Here is a 15,382-nt window from a genome sequence, read left to right as displayed (position 1 = left end):
GTTCCAGCCTGCGGAAATCCGGCCCCGGACGCATTGGTGACAGCCCCTGTCTTTGGGGTGGGGCTGGCCCCACCCCAAAGACAGGGGCTGTCACCAATGCGTCCGGGGCCGGATTTCCGCAGGCTGGAACGGTCGCCCCGCGCTGCCCACAGGGCATGCGGGGCGCCGCGGCGCCACACCCAGAAGTGACCAGACATAGGAGACTCACCGTGACAACTGCCATATCGAAGCCCTGGACCGGGGGCAGTGGCGGACAGGTGGCCGTCGCGGCGAGGGCCCGTCAGGTCGTGAAGGCGTACGGTGCCGGGGAGACGCGGGTCACCGCGCTCGACCACGTGGACGTGGACATCGCCCGCGGCCAGTTCACCGCCATCATGGGCCCCTCCGGCTCCGGCAAGTCGACCCTCATGCACTGCCTGGCCGGGCTCGACACGGTGACTTCCGGCCAGATATTCATCGACGAGACCGAGATCACCGGCCTCAAGGACAAGAAGCTCACCCAGCTCCGCCGGGACCGGATCGGCTTCATCTTCCAGGCGTTCAACCTGCTGCCCACGCTCAACGCCCTGGAGAACATCACGCTCCCCATGGACATCGCGGGCCGCAAGGCGGACAAGGCGTGGCTCGACCGCGTCGTGCAGACCGTCGGCCTTACCGGCCGCCTCAAGCACCGCCCCAACCAGCTCTCCGGCGGCCAGCAGCAGCGCGTCGCCGTGGCCCGCGCCCTCGCCGCCCGCCCCGAGATCATCTTCGGTGACGAGCCGACCGGAAACCTCGACTCGCGCGCCGGTGCCGAGGTGCTCGGCTTCCTCCGCCAGTCCGTGGACGAGCTGGGCCAGACCATCGTCATGGTCACCCACGACCCGGTCGCCGCCTCCTACGCGGACCGCGTGCTCTACCTGGCCGACGGCCGGATCGTCGACGAGATGTACAGCCCGACCGCCGACGCGGTCCTGGAGCGCATGAAGAACTTCGACGCCCGTGGACGGGTGTCGTGACCATCTTCAAGACCTCCGTGCGCAACTTCCTCGCGCACAAGGGACGCATGGCGCTCTCCGCCGTCGCCGTCCTGCTGTCGGTGGCGTTCGTGTGCGGCACGCTCGTCTTCACCGACACCATGAACACCACGTTCGACAAGCTCTTCGCCTCGACAGCCTCGGACGTCTCCGTGGCCCCCGAGAAGAACGACGACGCCCAGCAGACCGGCAGGCCCGAGTCCCTTCCGGCCTCCCTGCTGGAGAAGCTCCGCACGGTCGACGGCGTCGCCAAGGTCGAGCCGCAAGTCACCAGCATGCAGATCACCGTCGCCGACCGCGCCGACAAGAGCCTCGGCCCCGACTCCGGCGCCCCCACCGTGGGCACCAACTGGGACGACAGCCAGAAGAAGTCGGTCGAGATCACCAGCGGCCACGCGCCGCGCGGCGCCGACGAGGTCGTCCTCGACTCCGACACCGCCGACAAGCGCCACGTGAAGACGGGCGACACCCTGCGCGTCATCGCCGCGCCGGGCGACTTCACCGCCCGCGTCGTCGGCATCGCCACGTACAAGAGCACCAACCCCGGTGCGGCGATCTTCTACTTCGACACCGCCACCGCCCAGGCCAAGCTGCTCGGCAGCACCTCCGCGTACAGCGGCTACGGCCTGACCGCCGCCTCCGGCGTCACGAACGAGCAGCTCAAGCAGCGCGTCACCACCGCCATCGGCTCCGGCTACACCGTGCACACGGCCGCGGAGACCAAGGCACAGAACAAGAAGGACATCGGCTCCGTCCTCGACGTGATGAAGTACGCGCTGCTCGGCTTCGCCGGCATCGCCGTCCTCGTCGGCATCTTCCTCATCGTCAACACCTTCTCGATGCTGGTCGCCCAGCGCACCCGCGAGATCGGCCTGATGCGGGCCATCGGCTCGAGCCGCTCCCAGGTCCTGCGATCCGTGATCGTCGAGGCGCTGCTGCTCGGCCTCGTCGGCTCCGTGCTCGGCATCGGCGGCGGCATCGGCCTCGCCGTCGGCCTGATGAAGATCATGGGCTCGATGGGCATGAAGCTCGACATGGGCGACCTGACCGTCACCGCCACGACCCCGGTCGTCGGCCTGCTGCTCGGCGTCGTCGTGACCGTGCTGGCCGCCTTCCTGCCCGCCTGGCGCGCCGGGAAGATCTCCCCGATGTCCGCGCTGCGCGACGCGGGCACGCCCGCCGACGGCAAGGCGGGCAAGATCCGCGCCGCCGTCGGCCTGGTGCTCACCGGCCTTGGCGCGCTCTGCCTCGCCGCGGCCGCGGGCGCGGACAAGGCGACCTCGGGCGCGGGCATGCTGGGCCTCGGCATCCCGCTGACGCTCATCGGCTTCGTCGTCGTCGGCCCGCTGCTGGCCCGGTTCGTCGTCCGCGTCCTCGGCGTCGTCATCCTGCGGGTCTTCGGCCCGGTCGGCCGCCTCGCCGAGCGCAACGCGCTGCGCAACCCGCGGCGTACGGGCGCCACCGCCTCCGCCCTGATGATCGGCCTCGCGCTGGTCGCCGCCCTCTCGGTGGTCGGCTCCTCGATGGTCGCCTCGGCCACGGACCAGCTCGACAAGTCCGTCGGCGCGGACTTCATCATCCAGGACCAGACCAACCAGCCCATCACCCCGGCGGCGGAGAAGGCCGTCACCTCGGCGGGCCACGTCGCGCACTTCACCCGCTACGTGGGTGTCTCCGCGAAGGTCACCACCCCGGACGGGAAGACCGGCACCCAGAAGCTCACCGCCGCCGACCCGACCTACGCGGACGACATCCGCGCGGAGACGGTCCAGGGCAAGCTCAAGGACGCCTACGCCAAGGACGCCATGTCCGTGCCGGAGGGCTACGCCAAGGACCACGGCATCAAGCTCGGCGACCGGCTGACCGTCCACATGGTCGACGGCTCCGAGGCCAAGCTCAAGGTCAACGCCATCACGTCGGACGACACCAGCCTCGACAAGGGCGCGCTGTACACCAACATCGCCACCGCGAAGAGCTACCTGCCCGCCGACAAGATGCCGCTGACCGGCATGATCCTCGCCAAGGCCGACGACGGCCGGGCGAAGGAGGCGGCGACCGCCCTCAAGGACGCGGTCAAGGACTACCCGCAGCTCAAGGTCCGCGACCAGGCCGACTACAAGAAGCTGATCAAGGACCAGGTCGGCCAGCTGCTCAACATGATCTACGGGCTCCTCGCCCTCGCGATCATCGTGGCGGTGCTGGGCGTCGTGAACACCCTCGCCCTGTCCGTCGTCGAGCGCACCCGCGAGATCGGCATGATGCGCGCCATCGGCCTCTCGCGCCGCCAGATGCGTCGCATGATCCGCCTGGAGTCGGTGGTCATCGCCCTCTTCGGCGCGCTGCTCGGCCTGGGCCTGGGCATGACCTGGGGCACCACGTCCCAGAAGCTCCTGGCCCTGCAGGGCCTCGGGGTGCTCGACATCCCCTGGCCGACGATCATCACCGTCTTCATCGGCTCGGCGGTCGTGGGCCTGCTGGCCGCGCTCGTCCCGGCCTTCCGGGCGGGCCGGATGAACGTCCTGAACGCCATCAAGACGGACTGATCAGGACCATCACGAACGGGGTACGGCCGACGGGGTCGGGGGGCTCAAGGTCGGCCGTACCCTCCCACGGGGCTCGGGGGCTTCACAGCCACCCGCGCCCACCACGGGCCCGGCCCGGACGCGCCACGGGGGTGCACGTCCGGGCCGGGCCTTTCGTTTTCCGCCTCGCGGGTTGCCCTCCTCAGACCTGGACCACGTGGACGTCCTGAGCGCCCAGGGCGGCCACGTAGCCGGCGAGGTCGTCCGGATCGCTGGTGAAGATCACGGCGCTGCCGTGCCGTGCCGCGGCCAGCGCGACCAGGGCGTCCACGGCGTCCGGCCGCTTCTTCGCCGGAAGCCGCGCGGTGCCGAGGGCCGTGCCGATGCGCTGCCACTCGGTGAGGTCCGGGGCGGTGGCACACACGATGCAGGTGGTCTGCCCGGCCTTGACGGGACGTATGGCCGGGGGCGAGCTGCGGGCTTGCGGCACGGTGCAGTCCTTGAGCACTCCGGCCACCGCGTGAACGGTCGCGGGGTGGGGCCGCCACACCTGGGCCAGCACGGGGCCGAGCACGACGGGACGGTGAGGTGCTTCCCTGAGACCCGCGTGCAGTCGCAGGAGCTTGGCCTTGCGGTCGGCGAGACCGATGAGCATGCCGGTGTCGTAGACCGGTACGCGAACCGTCACGCGGCGCTGCCGGGGCGGCTTACGGCACCGTCGGTGCCGTAGATGAGAGCCAGAGCCGCATGGACCTCTTGGCGCTCTTGCTCGGTGAGATCGTCGTCAACGACATCCGGAAGCACGGGAAGAGCCTCGGCTTGCGCCTGCGCGTCGGCGATCAGGGCGTCGACCTGTGCGAACTGGGCCTCGGCGGCTTCGACCTCCGCCATCTGCCGGGTTGCCGCATTGACGAGATAGGCCGAAACGTCCATCCCGGCGCGCTCCGCGTGCACGCGGATGCGCTCGGCCTGATCACTGTCAAGACTGATGCTGATCCTGGTCCTGGCCATACACCGGAGTGTATGACGCGTATTACGCGCCGCCAAGCGGATCGCGGACGGGCAGGGGCGGGGGCGGTCGAGGGCCTGTCGCACTGGCCCCGACCTTCCGGAGCGGGCCTTTCGCCGTACCCGGCCGCCGTTACCTGCCGCGGCCCTCAGCGAGAGTGTGGGCGACCAGCGCGTTGGCGTGGCCGTGCCCCAAGCCGTGCTCGCTCTTGAGCCAGCTCACCAGCTCCATGTGCTTGGCCAGGGAAGACGTGCGGATGAGGTCCTTCCACTCGGCTATCGGCCGACCGTACTTCTTCTCGATCGACGGAAAGTAACTGGCGGGGCCCTTCACGGTTTCGCTCATGGCCGGAGTCTGACACCCACCACTGACAACGCCGCCGGGCGCGGCTTCCGCCGGGCCTTGTCAGTGGGTGCTCCTACGCTGTGCGGATGACGACCAAGACGTACGCGGCGCTTCTCCGCGGCATCAACGTGGGCGGTCACCGGAAGCTCCCCATGGCGGACCTGCGCGCTCTGCTCACGGAGCTGGGGTACGGCGATGTCCGTACGCACTTGCAGAGCGGCAACGCGGTCTTCACGAGCGAGGTGACGGACGAGACGGCCCTGGCGGCGGAGGTGGGCCGCGCGATCGAGGCCCGCTTCGGCTTCGCCGTGGACGTCCTCGTCCGCGACCACGCGTACCTGAAGGCGGTGGCGGACGCGTGCCCCTTCCCGGTCGCGTCCCTGGAGGCGAAGCAGCTCAACGTCACCTACTTCGACGGGCCGGTCACGGCACGGGACTTCGCGAAGGTGGAAGTGACCCGCTTCCTCCCGGAGGAATTCCGCCTGGGCGACCGCGCGCTCTACCTCTACGCTCCGGACGGCCTGGGCCGCTCCAAGCTGGCGGACGCCTTGGCCAGGACGGGGACAGGGGTGGCGACCACGCGGAACTGGAACACGGTGTTGAAACTGGTGGAGTTGACCGAGGCGTGAGCGCCCCAGTCCTCGGTGACCGTCATAGGGGATTGAGGGCGCTCAGGTCCAGGTCGAAGCCGAATGGGTCAGGGATGCGGATCTGCTCGCCGAATTTCCGGTCGGTGCGTGTGTGATACCTGTCGTGATTGGGATCGGAGAACAGGGTGACGGCGGAGTCGCGTCCGTCCACGATGAGATAGAGCGGGATGCCCATGGCGGCGTAGTCGCGCAGCTTGCCGACCCAGTCGTTCTCGGGGTTGGACGGGGAGACGACCTCGACGGCGATGAGCGCCAGGTCGGCCGCGACCGAATTGCCTTCGCTTTCCACGATGTCTTCGGGCAGGTAGCACAGATCGGGGTTCCGGAGCTTGGCGGCCTGTGGGGATGCCAGGTCGGTGTTCTCGGTCGGCATGTAGCCGACCGGGCGATGGGCGTCGAACTGCGAGCGCAGGCGGAAGAGGTTGCGCTGGTGGATGACGGGTGGCGTGGCCTGCGTGATGATCGTGCCGTCCGTGTACTCGACCTTCACGCCTTTGGGCGCGATGCGCCGGACTTCTTCGATCAGCGCGAGGTGCCGGGGGGCGATGGGCACGGCGTTCTCCTCGGGGGTGGCCCGTCCCGGGTTATCGGCGGGTGCTGCCCTACGGATTCCGTCAACCCGGAGCGGGGGCTCAGACCATTCCGGCGCGCACCAGCAAGGTGCCCAGGGGCTCGCTGCCGGGCGGTGGCACGACGCGCGTGTGGACGTGGGTGAATCCGTTGCGCTTGAGCAGGTCGGCCCACATGTCCGGGGTGTACTGCCAGCGCAGGACGGTCAGTTCGCGGTCACGGCCTTCGAGCCACTTCCCGCGCATGCGCTGGGGGCCGTACGTGCCAGGGGCCGGCTCGGCGTGGCCGAAGACGAAGACGCCGCCTGGGGCGAGACGCTTGGCCACCAGAGGCAGGAGCTGTTCGGGGTCGGTGAACCAGACCGCACCCCACATCGAGTAGATCGCGTCGTACTCCGCGGGCTCGGCGATGAGGAACTCGCACACGTCCGCGTGTACGAACCGGACGCCCGGCTCGTCGCACCACCATCGGCGGGCGCGCTCGATCTGGAAGGCCGAGAAGTCCACGGCTGTCACCTCGATGCCGAGACGTGCCAGGTGGACGGCGTCGGCTCCCTCGCCGGGGCCCAGTTCCAGCGCGGTACACGGGGTGCCGAGGACTTCCGCTTTGGGGCCGTGGCCAGGAAACGGCGTCCACTCGAAGCGGCTCGGCTCCGGAGGTGGCTGCTCGCCCTCTCCTCGGTGGGGTTTGTACAAATCCCAGTACTCAGGCGCGGTGAGGGGCGGGCGGGGCATGGAGCTCCTCAGGGGAACGGTGAGTCACGTGAGTTGGCCACGGTACCCGTGCCTGCCGTTCTGCCGAAGGCGTTGACACGAACTCCGCCCGGTTGCAGTCATGGTGGCAGTGGGGGAAGCCTCAACAGACCACTGACGCGCTCCTGGGGGCTCTGCGTGAGTCCCCTGCCGAGGTCCGGGACCGGCCCGCCATCCGTCACGTCGCGGTGGATCTGCTGGACCGGTATCCACGGACGGTCGGAGCGCGAGAGCTGGCGACTGCAGTCAATTATCGACCTGGCCGCTGAGTCGGTCGGCTTTCACAGTGCGTATGAGGTTGCGCAGGGCGGCTCGGCTGGTGGTGAGTATGAGGTCGGGGATGTCGCTTTCGCGGAGCCGTACGGTGTCAGGGGCATCTGCGGCGATGTGGAGGCAGTTTCCGGCGTTGCCGCTGTACGAGGACTTCTGCCACGGACGGGTGTGCATGGGTTTTCCTTCGATCAGAGGTTCCGTGCGATGCGGTGAATCATGTCGCGTGATGCTTCCGACCCCAGAGTGAGGGATTCCATGCGGTCCAGCGTGGTGCGGTACCGGACCAGTTGTGGCTGGGTGTCCAGGAATTCGGAACCGTGGTCAGTGTCCAGCTGGATCGTGTCCAGGTGCTGCACTTTGCCATCGAGGTAGATGATCCCCTGCCCGGAGTTGGGGAAGGCGCCTGATCCGAAAGGGATCACCAGTACCGTGATGTGGTCCTGCTCGCTCATGGCAATGAGGTGCTCAAGCTGCGCTCGGGCCACGCCCCTGCCGCCGAAGTCCATGCGCAGCGCCGCTTCGTGGATGATCGCGGTCAGAGGAGTCGGCTGCTCTCCGTAGAGCACGCCTTGGCGTTTGATCCGGTAGGACACCCGGTGCTCGATTTCGGGTGGCGTGAGCGGAGGCTCGACAGCGCTGGTGATGGCGTGAACGTGCTCCCGCGTCTGCAGCAGTCCCGGCAAATGGATGATGCACGCGATCCGCATGGACAAGGCGTGGTGTTCCAGCTCCGCCATGTCGAGCATGCCTGCCGGGAGGATGTCCCGGTACTCGTCCCACCAGCCGCGTGTCCGGCCGCCGGTCATTGTTGCCAGTGCATCGATCAAGGTCTGGTCCGTACAGCCGTAGAGGCGGGCCAGCGTTCTCACTCGCTCGGCGCTGACCGGATAGCCGCCGGACTCGATGTTGCTGATGCGTGACTGGGTCGTTCCGTGGAGCCGTCCTGCTTCCGTAGCGGACAGCTCCGCTCGTTCGCGCAGTCGGCGGAGCTCCGCTCCCAGGCGTCGTTGGCGGATGGTTGGTGGGAGTTTGCTCGGCGGCATGACCGTCCCCTGTCTCGCACGTACTGCCGGTTCTTCGCACTATCGGATGGTGGTGCAACGTGTAGTCGCCTGGCGGTGGACTGGGTACTACCCGCGCACTACGTTGTGAAGCGCGTCACCTCGGCGGGCTCTACCGTCCGATGGTTCACTTCGCACTGCCTTCATCCCTCCTCCGACAGGAGATGTCCATGGGCACCGTATCCCCACAGGAACCCCAACCCTCGCCGCTCGAAAGTGACTTCGACTTCGACCTGGACGCCGAGATCCGCACCCTCGTGCTCGAATCCGCTCCGCGACTGTTTGCCGTCGTCCAGGACATCGACCTCGGTGACGGCATCCCGGACGCCGAGGTGGTCGCGTGGGGCCTTGTGCACGAGGGCGGGCGCGTGGACGTCGTCGGCATCGACCGCGGGTATCACCTGACGCTGAAGAGCCCCGAGCGCGCCATCTGGTGGTACGGCGAGAAGCGGGGAGAGCACGCCCGCCTCGTGTGGCTGGCGCGGCCGGCTGCGGCCGAGATCGCCACGGCGACGGTGCCGGATCGCGGCCTCCGGAACGGCGCGGGTCCGGGTCCGGTTGCCGTACGGTGATCGGGGCATCCATGGGAGGACTCATGACCACGCAACCGGTTCACGACGGTGGGGCGCTGATCCCCAGACCCGAGAAGACGTTCCCCGCGCTGCGCGCGGCCCTCGCGCAGGTGGCACCTTCGCGGCTGGCCGAGATGACGGCGGAACGTGACACCGTCTTCACCATGGCCACGCAGGCCAACAGCTTCGGGCCGATCGCCATGTTCCAGCTCAAGTGGGCCGTCGTGATCGAGATCGAGCGTTTCCCCGATGTGGCGCGGCGGCTGCATGCTGCTGAGCGTGCGGCCCAGAGCCTGGACCGGGAGGACCCGGAGTGGCGGGCGGCCATGGACGAGATCCGGCGGATTCTGGACGCTGCCCATGCCGAGGTCGCCGGTGAGTGACTGGGGCTGGGAGTACGACCCCGATGCCCATCACGTCATCGGTGACACGCCGAACCTCTCATTTGTGGCACAGGTGGAAGAGCGCGTTGAAGAGCTGGTTCGGGCCGCGGCGGCCCTTTACCTCAATGGGTGCGCTTTCGAGGGACGGTCGCCCGGAGTGCAGGAGGAGGTTTTATCGGGCGGGATGTTCCATTACCTGACTGTCGTGCGGAACCAGCGCATCTACGTCGTCAAGGTCATTCCCTGGCCCCTCTGACTCCCCGTATCCCCTAGGGAACGCCTCATCCGACCGGCCGACCCGTGGCGGCTCCCGGCGCTCCGACAATGGACACGTCACCTGATCGTGTCTCAGGTGTTTCAGCGTCTCAGCAGAGGGAGCCCCACCGTCATGGCCCGTCGTCTCCTCCCCGCCGTCGCGCTCGCCGCCGCGGCCGCCGCTCTGCTGACGGTCGGCTGTTCGGTGGTGGACGGGCCCACCAAGAAGGACGAGCGGACGTACAGCGTCGACGGCACGGTCCTCGTCGTCGACGCCGACACCGGCAGCGGCAACATCACGGTCGTCCCGGTCGACGGGGGCTCCGGGCCGGTGCGGGTGACGGAGAAGTACGAGTACAGCGGGCAGAAGCCCGCGCCCGAGCACAGCCTGAAGGACGGCCGGTTCCGGCTGAAGCGGGACGACTGCGGCAGGAACGAGCGCAAGTGCACGGTCAGCTACGAGCTGACCGTGCCGCGTACGACCGCCGTCGATCTGCGGACCAGCGGGGGAGACATCTCCGTCCGCGGCACCTCCGGCGAGATCGCCGCGCACACCAGCGGCGGCAGCGTCGACGTCGAGGACTCGACGGCGAAGAAGGTGGTCATCCGCACCAGTGGTGGTGACGTCAAGGCGTCCTTCGGCGCCGCCCCCGACCAGGTGGACGGGCAGACGAACGGTGGCGACGTGAAGATCACGGTGCCCAGGGAGACCTACGCGGTGGACGCCTCCACCAAGGGCGGCAACCGCGAGGTCACGGTCCCGACGGACGACCGTGCACCCCGCCACATCACGGCCCGCACGAAGGGCGGGGACGTGAAGGTGGCGGGGGCGTAGGCCGCCCCGGCGGGCTCAGAACCGGAAGATCGACTTAAGGTCGATCTCCACGGGGAAGGGGACCTCGGCGCGGAACCGGTCGGTGTGGGATGCGCCTTCGGGGCGGTTGGCCGGCGCGTAGACCCCACTCGGCTCGTCCAGCCAGAACTCGTGGAGGATGGGGAAACCGTCCTCGCCGCGTTCCACGCGCCAGTAGTGCGGAATGCCTGCCTCCGCGTACATGGCGGGCTTACGGAAGCGGTCGTCGGTCCGTGAACCGTGGGAGACCACTTCGACCACCAGGGACACGGCGTCGACCGGCACGCACTCCAGCGTGAAGAAGTCCAGGCCGGTGCGGTCGAAGACCACGACGTCGGGCTTCGGGGGGTTGTACTCGTCCACCAGTATGCAGCGCTCGGTGTTCACCTCGTACGGGTCCTGCCGAGCGCTCTCGAGCTGGAAGAACAGCTTGTCGCGCACGCGGTCGTGCCACTGGCTCGTCATCCCCCGGACCACGATCTTCCCATCCACGAGTTCCCAGTCGAACGGCAGATCCAGGTCCTTGACCTGGTCATACGTCCAGCCTCTGGACGGCGGGTGCATCCAGTCGATCGGCTCGGCGGTCATGTGGCCACCTCCCTTGCTGTCGCTGTGATCCAGCCTACCGACGGGCCACCACGGCCGGATCGTTCCTGCGGCCGCCCGGGTGTCCATCGTGTTCCGGAAGCCGGCCCGCGCCATTGTTCGCCGCGCATCGCAGTCGCACCGCATGAAAACCGCTCCCCGATAGACCGGGGGGGCGGTTTTTTCTGTCCGTATATGTGCCGGTCTCATCCCGTTGCACATACGTGAAACACCGCATCGTGCAGCGAGAAATAGCCAGTTCCGGCTGAAAAGCAGGCCGTGGCCGGGACAAGATGCCGGGGCAGGAGCGAGCGGCCCGGACGGTTTCGACCGTCACCCCCATGGCGTCGCCACCGCTGTCACCCACCCACGTGCCCCCCGATGCGTTCGGACGCTTCCGCGTCCTCCCAGACGTGTCCCGCGGCGGGCCATTTTTCCCGACATTTCAGGAGAGCCGACCCGTGTCAACGGACACCGCGCACCACCTCGCCGACACCCACACCGGCCTGCCGATCCCCGCCGACCCCGTCTTCGCGTCGGCCGACGAGGAGCGCAGGCACCGTAAGCAGCGGCTCGCGGCGGCCATGCGGCTGTTCGGGAAGGCCGGCTTCGCGGAGGGGATCTCCGGGCACATCTCCGTGCGCGACCCGGAGGACCTGGACACCTTCTGGGTCAACCCCTTCGGCCTCTCCTTCAATCAGGTCAAGGTGCGCGACCTGATCCGGGTCGACGCCGGGGGCCGGGTCGTCGACGGCGCGGGCAAGGTCAACCCCAGCGCCTTCACCATCCACTCCAAGATCCACGAGCGCCCCGGCGCCGACGCCATCGCCCATGGCCACACCGTGCACGCCCGCGCCCTCGGCTCCCTGAACCGGCTGCTGGAGCCCTACGACCAGGAGTCGGCCGCGTTCTACCAGGACCAGGTCCTCTACGGCGACTACACCGGCCCCGCCATCTCCGTCGAGCACGGCCAGGACATCGCGGACCGGCTGGGTGACAAGCGCGCGATGCTGCTCCGCCACCACGGCCTGATCACGGTCGGCGGCTCCCTGGAGGAGGCCGTGCACTGGTTCTTCACCTACGAGGGCTGCGCCCAGGTGCAGCTGCTCGCGCTCTCCGCCGGGGCGCCGGTGCCGATGACCCACGAGCAGGCGCTCCTCGCCCGCGACGGCTTCGGCGACGAGCAGCTCGGCCGCTACAGCTTCAACGTCATGTGGGACGAGATCACCGCCGAGCAGCCCGACCTCCTCGACGAGTAGTCCGGCTCGCCGTAGTCGGTCGAACACGTCAATCACCAAGGGGAGTTGGGGAAGTTCCGATGAGTGCACCGTCCGCCTCACCGCTCGCGGAAGCGCGCAAAGTACTGATCATCGTCGCCGTCGTGCAGTTCGTCATCGCGGGCTGGTTCTCGTGGACGTCGTCCCACGTCAAACCGCGTGACCTGCCCGTGCTCGTCGTCGCCGCGGGCCAGCAGGGCAGCGGGTTCGCGGACGCGCTGCGGGAGGCCGCGCCCGGCGCGTACAAGATCAAGACGGCCGACGACGCGGAGGCCGCCGACAAGAAGCTGAAGGACCGCGAGGCGTACGGCGCCTTCGTGCCCACCGCCAAGGGCCTGGAGCTGCACATCGCCTCCGCCGCCTCGCCCGCCGTGGCGCAGGCCCTGGTCCAGCAGGCGCAGGAGCTCCAGGGCGGCAAGCCGGTCGCCGTCACCGACGTCGTACCGGCCGACTCCGACGACCCGCACGGCTCGGGCATCGGCATGGGCTTCCTGCCGCTGCTGATCACCGCCGTCATCGCGGGCCTGCTGTTCGTGCTCAAGGTGCGCAGCGTCCGCGCCAAGCTCGTCGGCCTGGTCGGCTTCGCCGTGCTCTCCGGCCTGCTCAGCTCCCTGATGCTGACGCAGTTCACGTCCGTCCTGCCGGGCGACTACTTCGTCACCGCGGGCGTCATCGCACTGCTGGAGCTGGCCATGGTCGGCGCCATCACCGGCCTGGGCTCGCTGATCGGCCCGCCCGGCATCGCGCTCGCCGCGGTGCTGACCTTCGTCGTCGGCAACCCGCTCTCCGGCATGGCCTCGGCGCCCGAGATGTTGCCCCAACCGCTGGGCGCGATCGGCCAGTTCCTGCCCGCCGGTGCCGCCGCCTCCCTCTTCCGCTCGTCCGGTTCCTTCCACGGTGCGGGCGCGGGCGGTCCCGTCCTGGTCCTCGTCGTCTGGTCGCTGATCGGCCTGGGCCTGCTGTTCCTCAGCGCGAAGCGCGCCGGTGCGAAGGCGGCCGGTGCCGCCGCGCCGACCGGGACCTCCGCGGGGGCCGCCTCCGCCGAGCCCGTCACGGCGTCCGCGAGCTGACGCCCCGTCTCCTCTCCTCTCCGGAGGACGACTCCTCTCCGAAGGACGACCATGACCACGAACGCAAGTGACCGGCCGGTGACGCGCATCGGCATCGTCGGCGGCGGCGCGGCAGCCGTCTGCCTGCTCGACCGGCTGTCCCTGACCCAGGGGCTCGGCCCCGGCTCCGTCACCGTCTTCGAGCCGACGGACAACCTCTGGCGCGGCCGCGCCTACCAGCGCGACGTCGACTCGGTGCTGGTCAACATCATCCCGTCGGAGATGTCCGCCCGCATGGACGCACCGGAGGCCTTCCTGCGCTGGCTCGGCGAGTCCGGGCTGCCGTACGCGGCCGGTGACTACGCGGCCGACGGGCACTTCCCGCCCCGCCACGTCTTCGGCAGCTACCTGGAGCACACGGCGGAGCGCGCCATGGCCGCGCTGGCCGCCGCCGGCTCGCCGGTGCGCGTCGTCAAGGACGCCGTCGTCGGGGCCCGGCAGCAGCGGTCCGGCGAGGTGGTCCTGACCACCCGCGACGGCCGCGCCGAGACCTTCGACTACGTGATCTGCTCGGTCGGCGCCGGTATCCCGGCCGACCACTACGACCTGGCGGGGAACCCCGGCTTCCACCCGGACCCGTACCCGCTGGCCCGTACCCTCCCGACCATCGCGGAGGACGCGGACGTCACCATCCTCGGCACCGGCCTCGCCGCCGTCGACGTGGTCGTCTCGCTCGCCGCGCGCGGCCACCGCGGCCGGATCACCATGGCCTCCCGCAATGGTGCACTCCCCGCAGTGCGCCAGCGGCCGATCCACCCCGAGCTGGGGCACTTCACGCCCCCCGCGCTGCGGGACCTGGCGGCGCGCAGCGCGGACGGCCTGATCGGGCTCGACGCCCTGCTGGAGCTGCTCACCCGGGAACTGGCCGAGCACGGCGCGGGCCCCTCGGGCGTGCTCACCGAGCTCTTCGCCATCGACGAGGAGGCGCCGCTGGACCGGCTCCGCCGCCAGTACGACGCGATCGACTCCACGGACGTGGGCGTACGCGTCATGCAGCACGCCGTCCCCGAGAGCGGCCCGGACGCCTGGACCCGGCTGCGCCCGGAGGACCAGGAGTTCATCCGCGACAACCACTACCGGGCGATCATGAGCCTGTGCTGCCCGATGCCGCCCGCCAACGCGCGGACGCTGCTGCGGCTGGTGGCGGAGGGGCAGTTGCGGGTGACCGGCGGGCTGTGGAACGTCAAGCCGCTCGCCACGGACGGTTTCCACGTCGCCTTCGGTGACGAGCACTACGAGACCGACGTGGTGATCAACGCGGTCAGCGCGCCCTCCCACCGGGTGCCGGTCGAGGCCCACCCCTTCGTCGAGTCGATCGTCGAGGACGAGGCCGGGGAGTACCACCCGTCCGGCGGGCTGCACATCGAGCCCTCCACCAGCCGGATAGCGGGGAACGGGCGGGTGCACCGGCGGATGCACGCGATCGGGGACCTGTCGGCGGGGACGTTGTTCTTCACGTCCGGCATGCCGTCCGTTGTCGAGCGGGCGGATGACATTGTGCGGGCCATCGCGGAAGACGCTGCGGCGCTGTAGGGCGGTTCGTTCGTCTGCGGGCCGGTGGGGCTTCTCGCGCAGTTCCCCGCGCCCCTAAAGGGGCGCCCCGGTACCGCATCAATTATCAACACCGCAAGTTACGGGGGAAACACACGCATGACCGCGGTCACCCGCAGAAATGTGCTCAGGGCGGCGTTCACCGCCGCTGTCGTCACCGGGACGGGCGCCGCTCTCGCGCCCATCGTGCTGGCCGATTCCACGGACGGCACCGCCACCGACGCCGCCGGGTCCGAGCACCCGGCCGGGCACTTCGACGAGATCTACCGGGGCCGTCGCATCCAGGGCGGACCCGTGGACGGTACGCAGCACGGCGGCGCCCACGGTGCCCACGGTGCGCAGCCCGCCGCCTACCGTGCCGCCGCCGCGTCCTCAGCGCCCTCCGCGCCCTCCGGGCCCGGCATCCAAGTGTCCATCGACGGGCGCCCGTTGCACGTCATGCGCCGTGCCGACGGTTCCTATCTGAGCCTGGTCAACCACTACGAGTCCTTCCCCACGCCGCTGGCCGTGGCCCGCGCCGCCGTCGACACGATCGGCACCGCGCAACTGTCGACGGCTTCCCTGCACCACCACTGACCAGGCAAGGACAAGGCGAACAC

19 protein-coding genes are annotated in these 15,382 nt (G+C 69.4%); 11 read left to right on the top strand and 8 right to left on the bottom strand.

Annotated features, from left to right (window positions below):
* Positions 1-209: 209 nt before the first annotated feature.
* Positions 210-998, top strand: coding sequence for an ABC transporter ATP-binding protein (locus tag K6I34_RS05610; protein WP_229322957.1), 789 nt, complete (start codon positions 210-212; stop codon positions 996-998).
* Positions 995-3,559: an ABC transporter permease gene (locus K6I34_RS05605; RefSeq protein WP_229322956.1), complete on the top strand. Its 2,565-nt coding sequence runs from the start codon at positions 995-997 to the stop codon at positions 3,557-3,559. The genes K6I34_RS05610 and K6I34_RS05605 overlap by 4 nt, the downstream gene beginning before the upstream one ends.
* Positions 3,560-3,740: 181 nt before the next feature.
* Here the strand turns inward: K6I34_RS05605 and K6I34_RS05600 are convergent, their stop codons facing one another.
* The 3 genes from K6I34_RS05600 to K6I34_RS05590 form a co-directional block, all read right to left on the bottom strand.
* Positions 3,741-4,226: a hypothetical protein gene (locus K6I34_RS05600; protein ID WP_229322955.1), complete on the bottom strand. Its 486-nt coding sequence runs from the start codon at positions 4,224-4,226 to the stop codon at positions 3,741-3,743.
* A complete protein-coding gene (locus K6I34_RS05595) occupies positions 4,223-4,549 on the bottom strand; it encodes a ribbon-helix-helix protein, CopG family (RefSeq protein ID WP_229322954.1) in 327 nt (108 codons plus the stop codon). The genes K6I34_RS05600 and K6I34_RS05595 overlap by 4 nt, the downstream gene beginning before the upstream one ends.
* 130 nt (positions 4,550-4,679) lie before the next feature.
* Positions 4,680-4,892 (bottom strand): DUF4287 domain-containing protein, encoded by a 213-nt coding sequence (locus tag K6I34_RS05590; RefSeq protein WP_229322953.1) that lies wholly within the window; start codon positions 4,890-4,892, stop codon positions 4,680-4,682.
* An 86-nt stretch (positions 4,893-4,978) separates the two neighbouring features.
* Between K6I34_RS05590 and K6I34_RS05585 the strand changes: the two genes are divergently transcribed.
* On the top strand, positions 4,979-5,521 hold the full coding sequence (locus K6I34_RS05585; RefSeq protein ID WP_229322952.1) for a DUF1697 domain-containing protein: 543 nt from the start codon (positions 4,979-4,981) through the stop codon (positions 5,519-5,521).
* Between the two features lie 22 nt (positions 5,522-5,543).
* Here the strand turns inward: K6I34_RS05585 and K6I34_RS05580 are convergent, their stop codons facing one another.
* From K6I34_RS05580 to K6I34_RS05565, 4 genes are all read right to left on the bottom strand, one after another.
* Positions 5,544-6,095: a Uma2 family endonuclease gene (locus tag K6I34_RS05580; RefSeq protein WP_229322951.1), complete on the bottom strand. Its 552-nt coding sequence runs from the start codon at positions 6,093-6,095 to the stop codon at positions 5,544-5,546.
* Between the two features lie 79 nt (positions 6,096-6,174).
* Positions 6,175-6,846 (bottom strand): bifunctional 2-polyprenyl-6-hydroxyphenol methylase/3-demethylubiquinol 3-O-methyltransferase UbiG, encoded by a 672-nt coding sequence (locus K6I34_RS05575; protein ID WP_229322950.1) that lies wholly within the window; start codon positions 6,844-6,846, stop codon positions 6,175-6,177.
* A 264-nt stretch (positions 6,847-7,110) separates the two neighbouring features.
* The gene (locus K6I34_RS05570; RefSeq protein WP_229322949.1) at positions 7,111-7,311 is read right to left on the bottom strand and encodes a DUF397 domain-containing protein; all 201 of its coding nucleotides are present in this window, start codon (positions 7,309-7,311) and stop codon (positions 7,111-7,113) included.
* Positions 7,312-7,325: 14 nt separating this feature from the next.
* Positions 7,326-8,180 (bottom strand): helix-turn-helix transcriptional regulator, encoded by an 855-nt coding sequence (locus K6I34_RS05565; RefSeq protein ID WP_229322948.1) that lies wholly within the window; start codon positions 8,178-8,180, stop codon positions 7,326-7,328.
* A 188-nt stretch (positions 8,181-8,368) separates the two neighbouring features.
* On the opposite strand from K6I34_RS05565, the gene K6I34_RS05560 reads away from it, so the two are divergent.
* From K6I34_RS05560 to K6I34_RS05545, 4 genes are all read left to right on the top strand, one after another.
* Positions 8,369-8,770 (top strand): hypothetical protein, encoded by a 402-nt coding sequence (locus tag K6I34_RS05560; protein WP_229322947.1) that lies wholly within the window; start codon positions 8,369-8,371, stop codon positions 8,768-8,770.
* Positions 8,771-8,793: 23 nt separating this feature from the next.
* A complete protein-coding gene (locus K6I34_RS05555; RefSeq protein WP_229322946.1) occupies positions 8,794-9,153 on the top strand; it encodes a hypothetical protein in 360 nt (119 codons plus the stop codon).
* Positions 9,146-9,409 (top strand): hypothetical protein, encoded by a 264-nt coding sequence (locus K6I34_RS05550; RefSeq protein WP_229322945.1) that lies wholly within the window; start codon positions 9,146-9,148, stop codon positions 9,407-9,409. The genes K6I34_RS05555 and K6I34_RS05550 overlap by 8 nt, the downstream gene beginning before the upstream one ends.
* Before the next feature lie 132 nt (positions 9,410-9,541).
* Positions 9,542-10,243, top strand: coding sequence for a DUF4097 family beta strand repeat-containing protein (locus tag K6I34_RS05545; RefSeq protein ID WP_229322944.1), 702 nt, complete (start codon positions 9,542-9,544; stop codon positions 10,241-10,243).
* 15 nt (positions 10,244-10,258) lie between these two features.
* Here K6I34_RS05545 and K6I34_RS05540 read toward each other — a convergent pair whose 3' ends face one another.
* On the bottom strand, positions 10,259-10,849 hold the full coding sequence (locus K6I34_RS05540) for a Uma2 family endonuclease (RefSeq protein ID WP_229322943.1): 591 nt from the start codon (positions 10,847-10,849) through the stop codon (positions 10,259-10,261).
* Positions 10,850-11,307: 458 nt separating this feature from the next.
* Between K6I34_RS05540 and K6I34_RS05535 the strand changes: the two genes are divergently transcribed.
* The 4 genes from K6I34_RS05535 (at position 11,308) to K6I34_RS05520 (ending at position 15,359) form a co-directional block, all read left to right on the top strand.
* A complete protein-coding gene (locus K6I34_RS05535; RefSeq protein WP_229322942.1) occupies positions 11,308-12,105 on the top strand; it encodes a class II aldolase/adducin family protein in 798 nt (265 codons plus the stop codon).
* 59 nt (positions 12,106-12,164) lie between these two features.
* Positions 12,165-13,193: an ABC transporter permease gene (locus K6I34_RS05530; RefSeq protein WP_229322941.1), complete on the top strand. Its 1,029-nt coding sequence runs from the start codon at positions 12,165-12,167 to the stop codon at positions 13,191-13,193.
* A 51-nt stretch (positions 13,194-13,244) separates the two neighbouring features.
* Positions 13,245-14,765 (top strand): FAD/NAD(P)-binding protein, encoded by a 1,521-nt coding sequence (locus tag K6I34_RS05525; protein ID WP_229322940.1) that lies wholly within the window; start codon positions 13,245-13,247, stop codon positions 14,763-14,765.
* 117 nt (positions 14,766-14,882) lie between these two features.
* The gene (locus K6I34_RS05520; protein WP_229322939.1) at positions 14,883-15,359 is read left to right on the top strand and encodes a tyrosinase cofactor; all 477 of its coding nucleotides are present in this window, start codon (positions 14,883-14,885) and stop codon (positions 15,357-15,359) included.
* Positions 15,360-15,382: the final 23 nt, after the last annotated feature.

Origin of the sequence: Streptomyces sp. UNOC14_S4, from assembly GCF_020740835.1 — a bacterium.
Lineage (GTDB): Bacteria > Actinomycetota > Actinomycetes > Streptomycetales > Streptomycetaceae > Streptomyces.
This window is presented reverse-complemented; position numbering and strand designations above follow the sequence as displayed.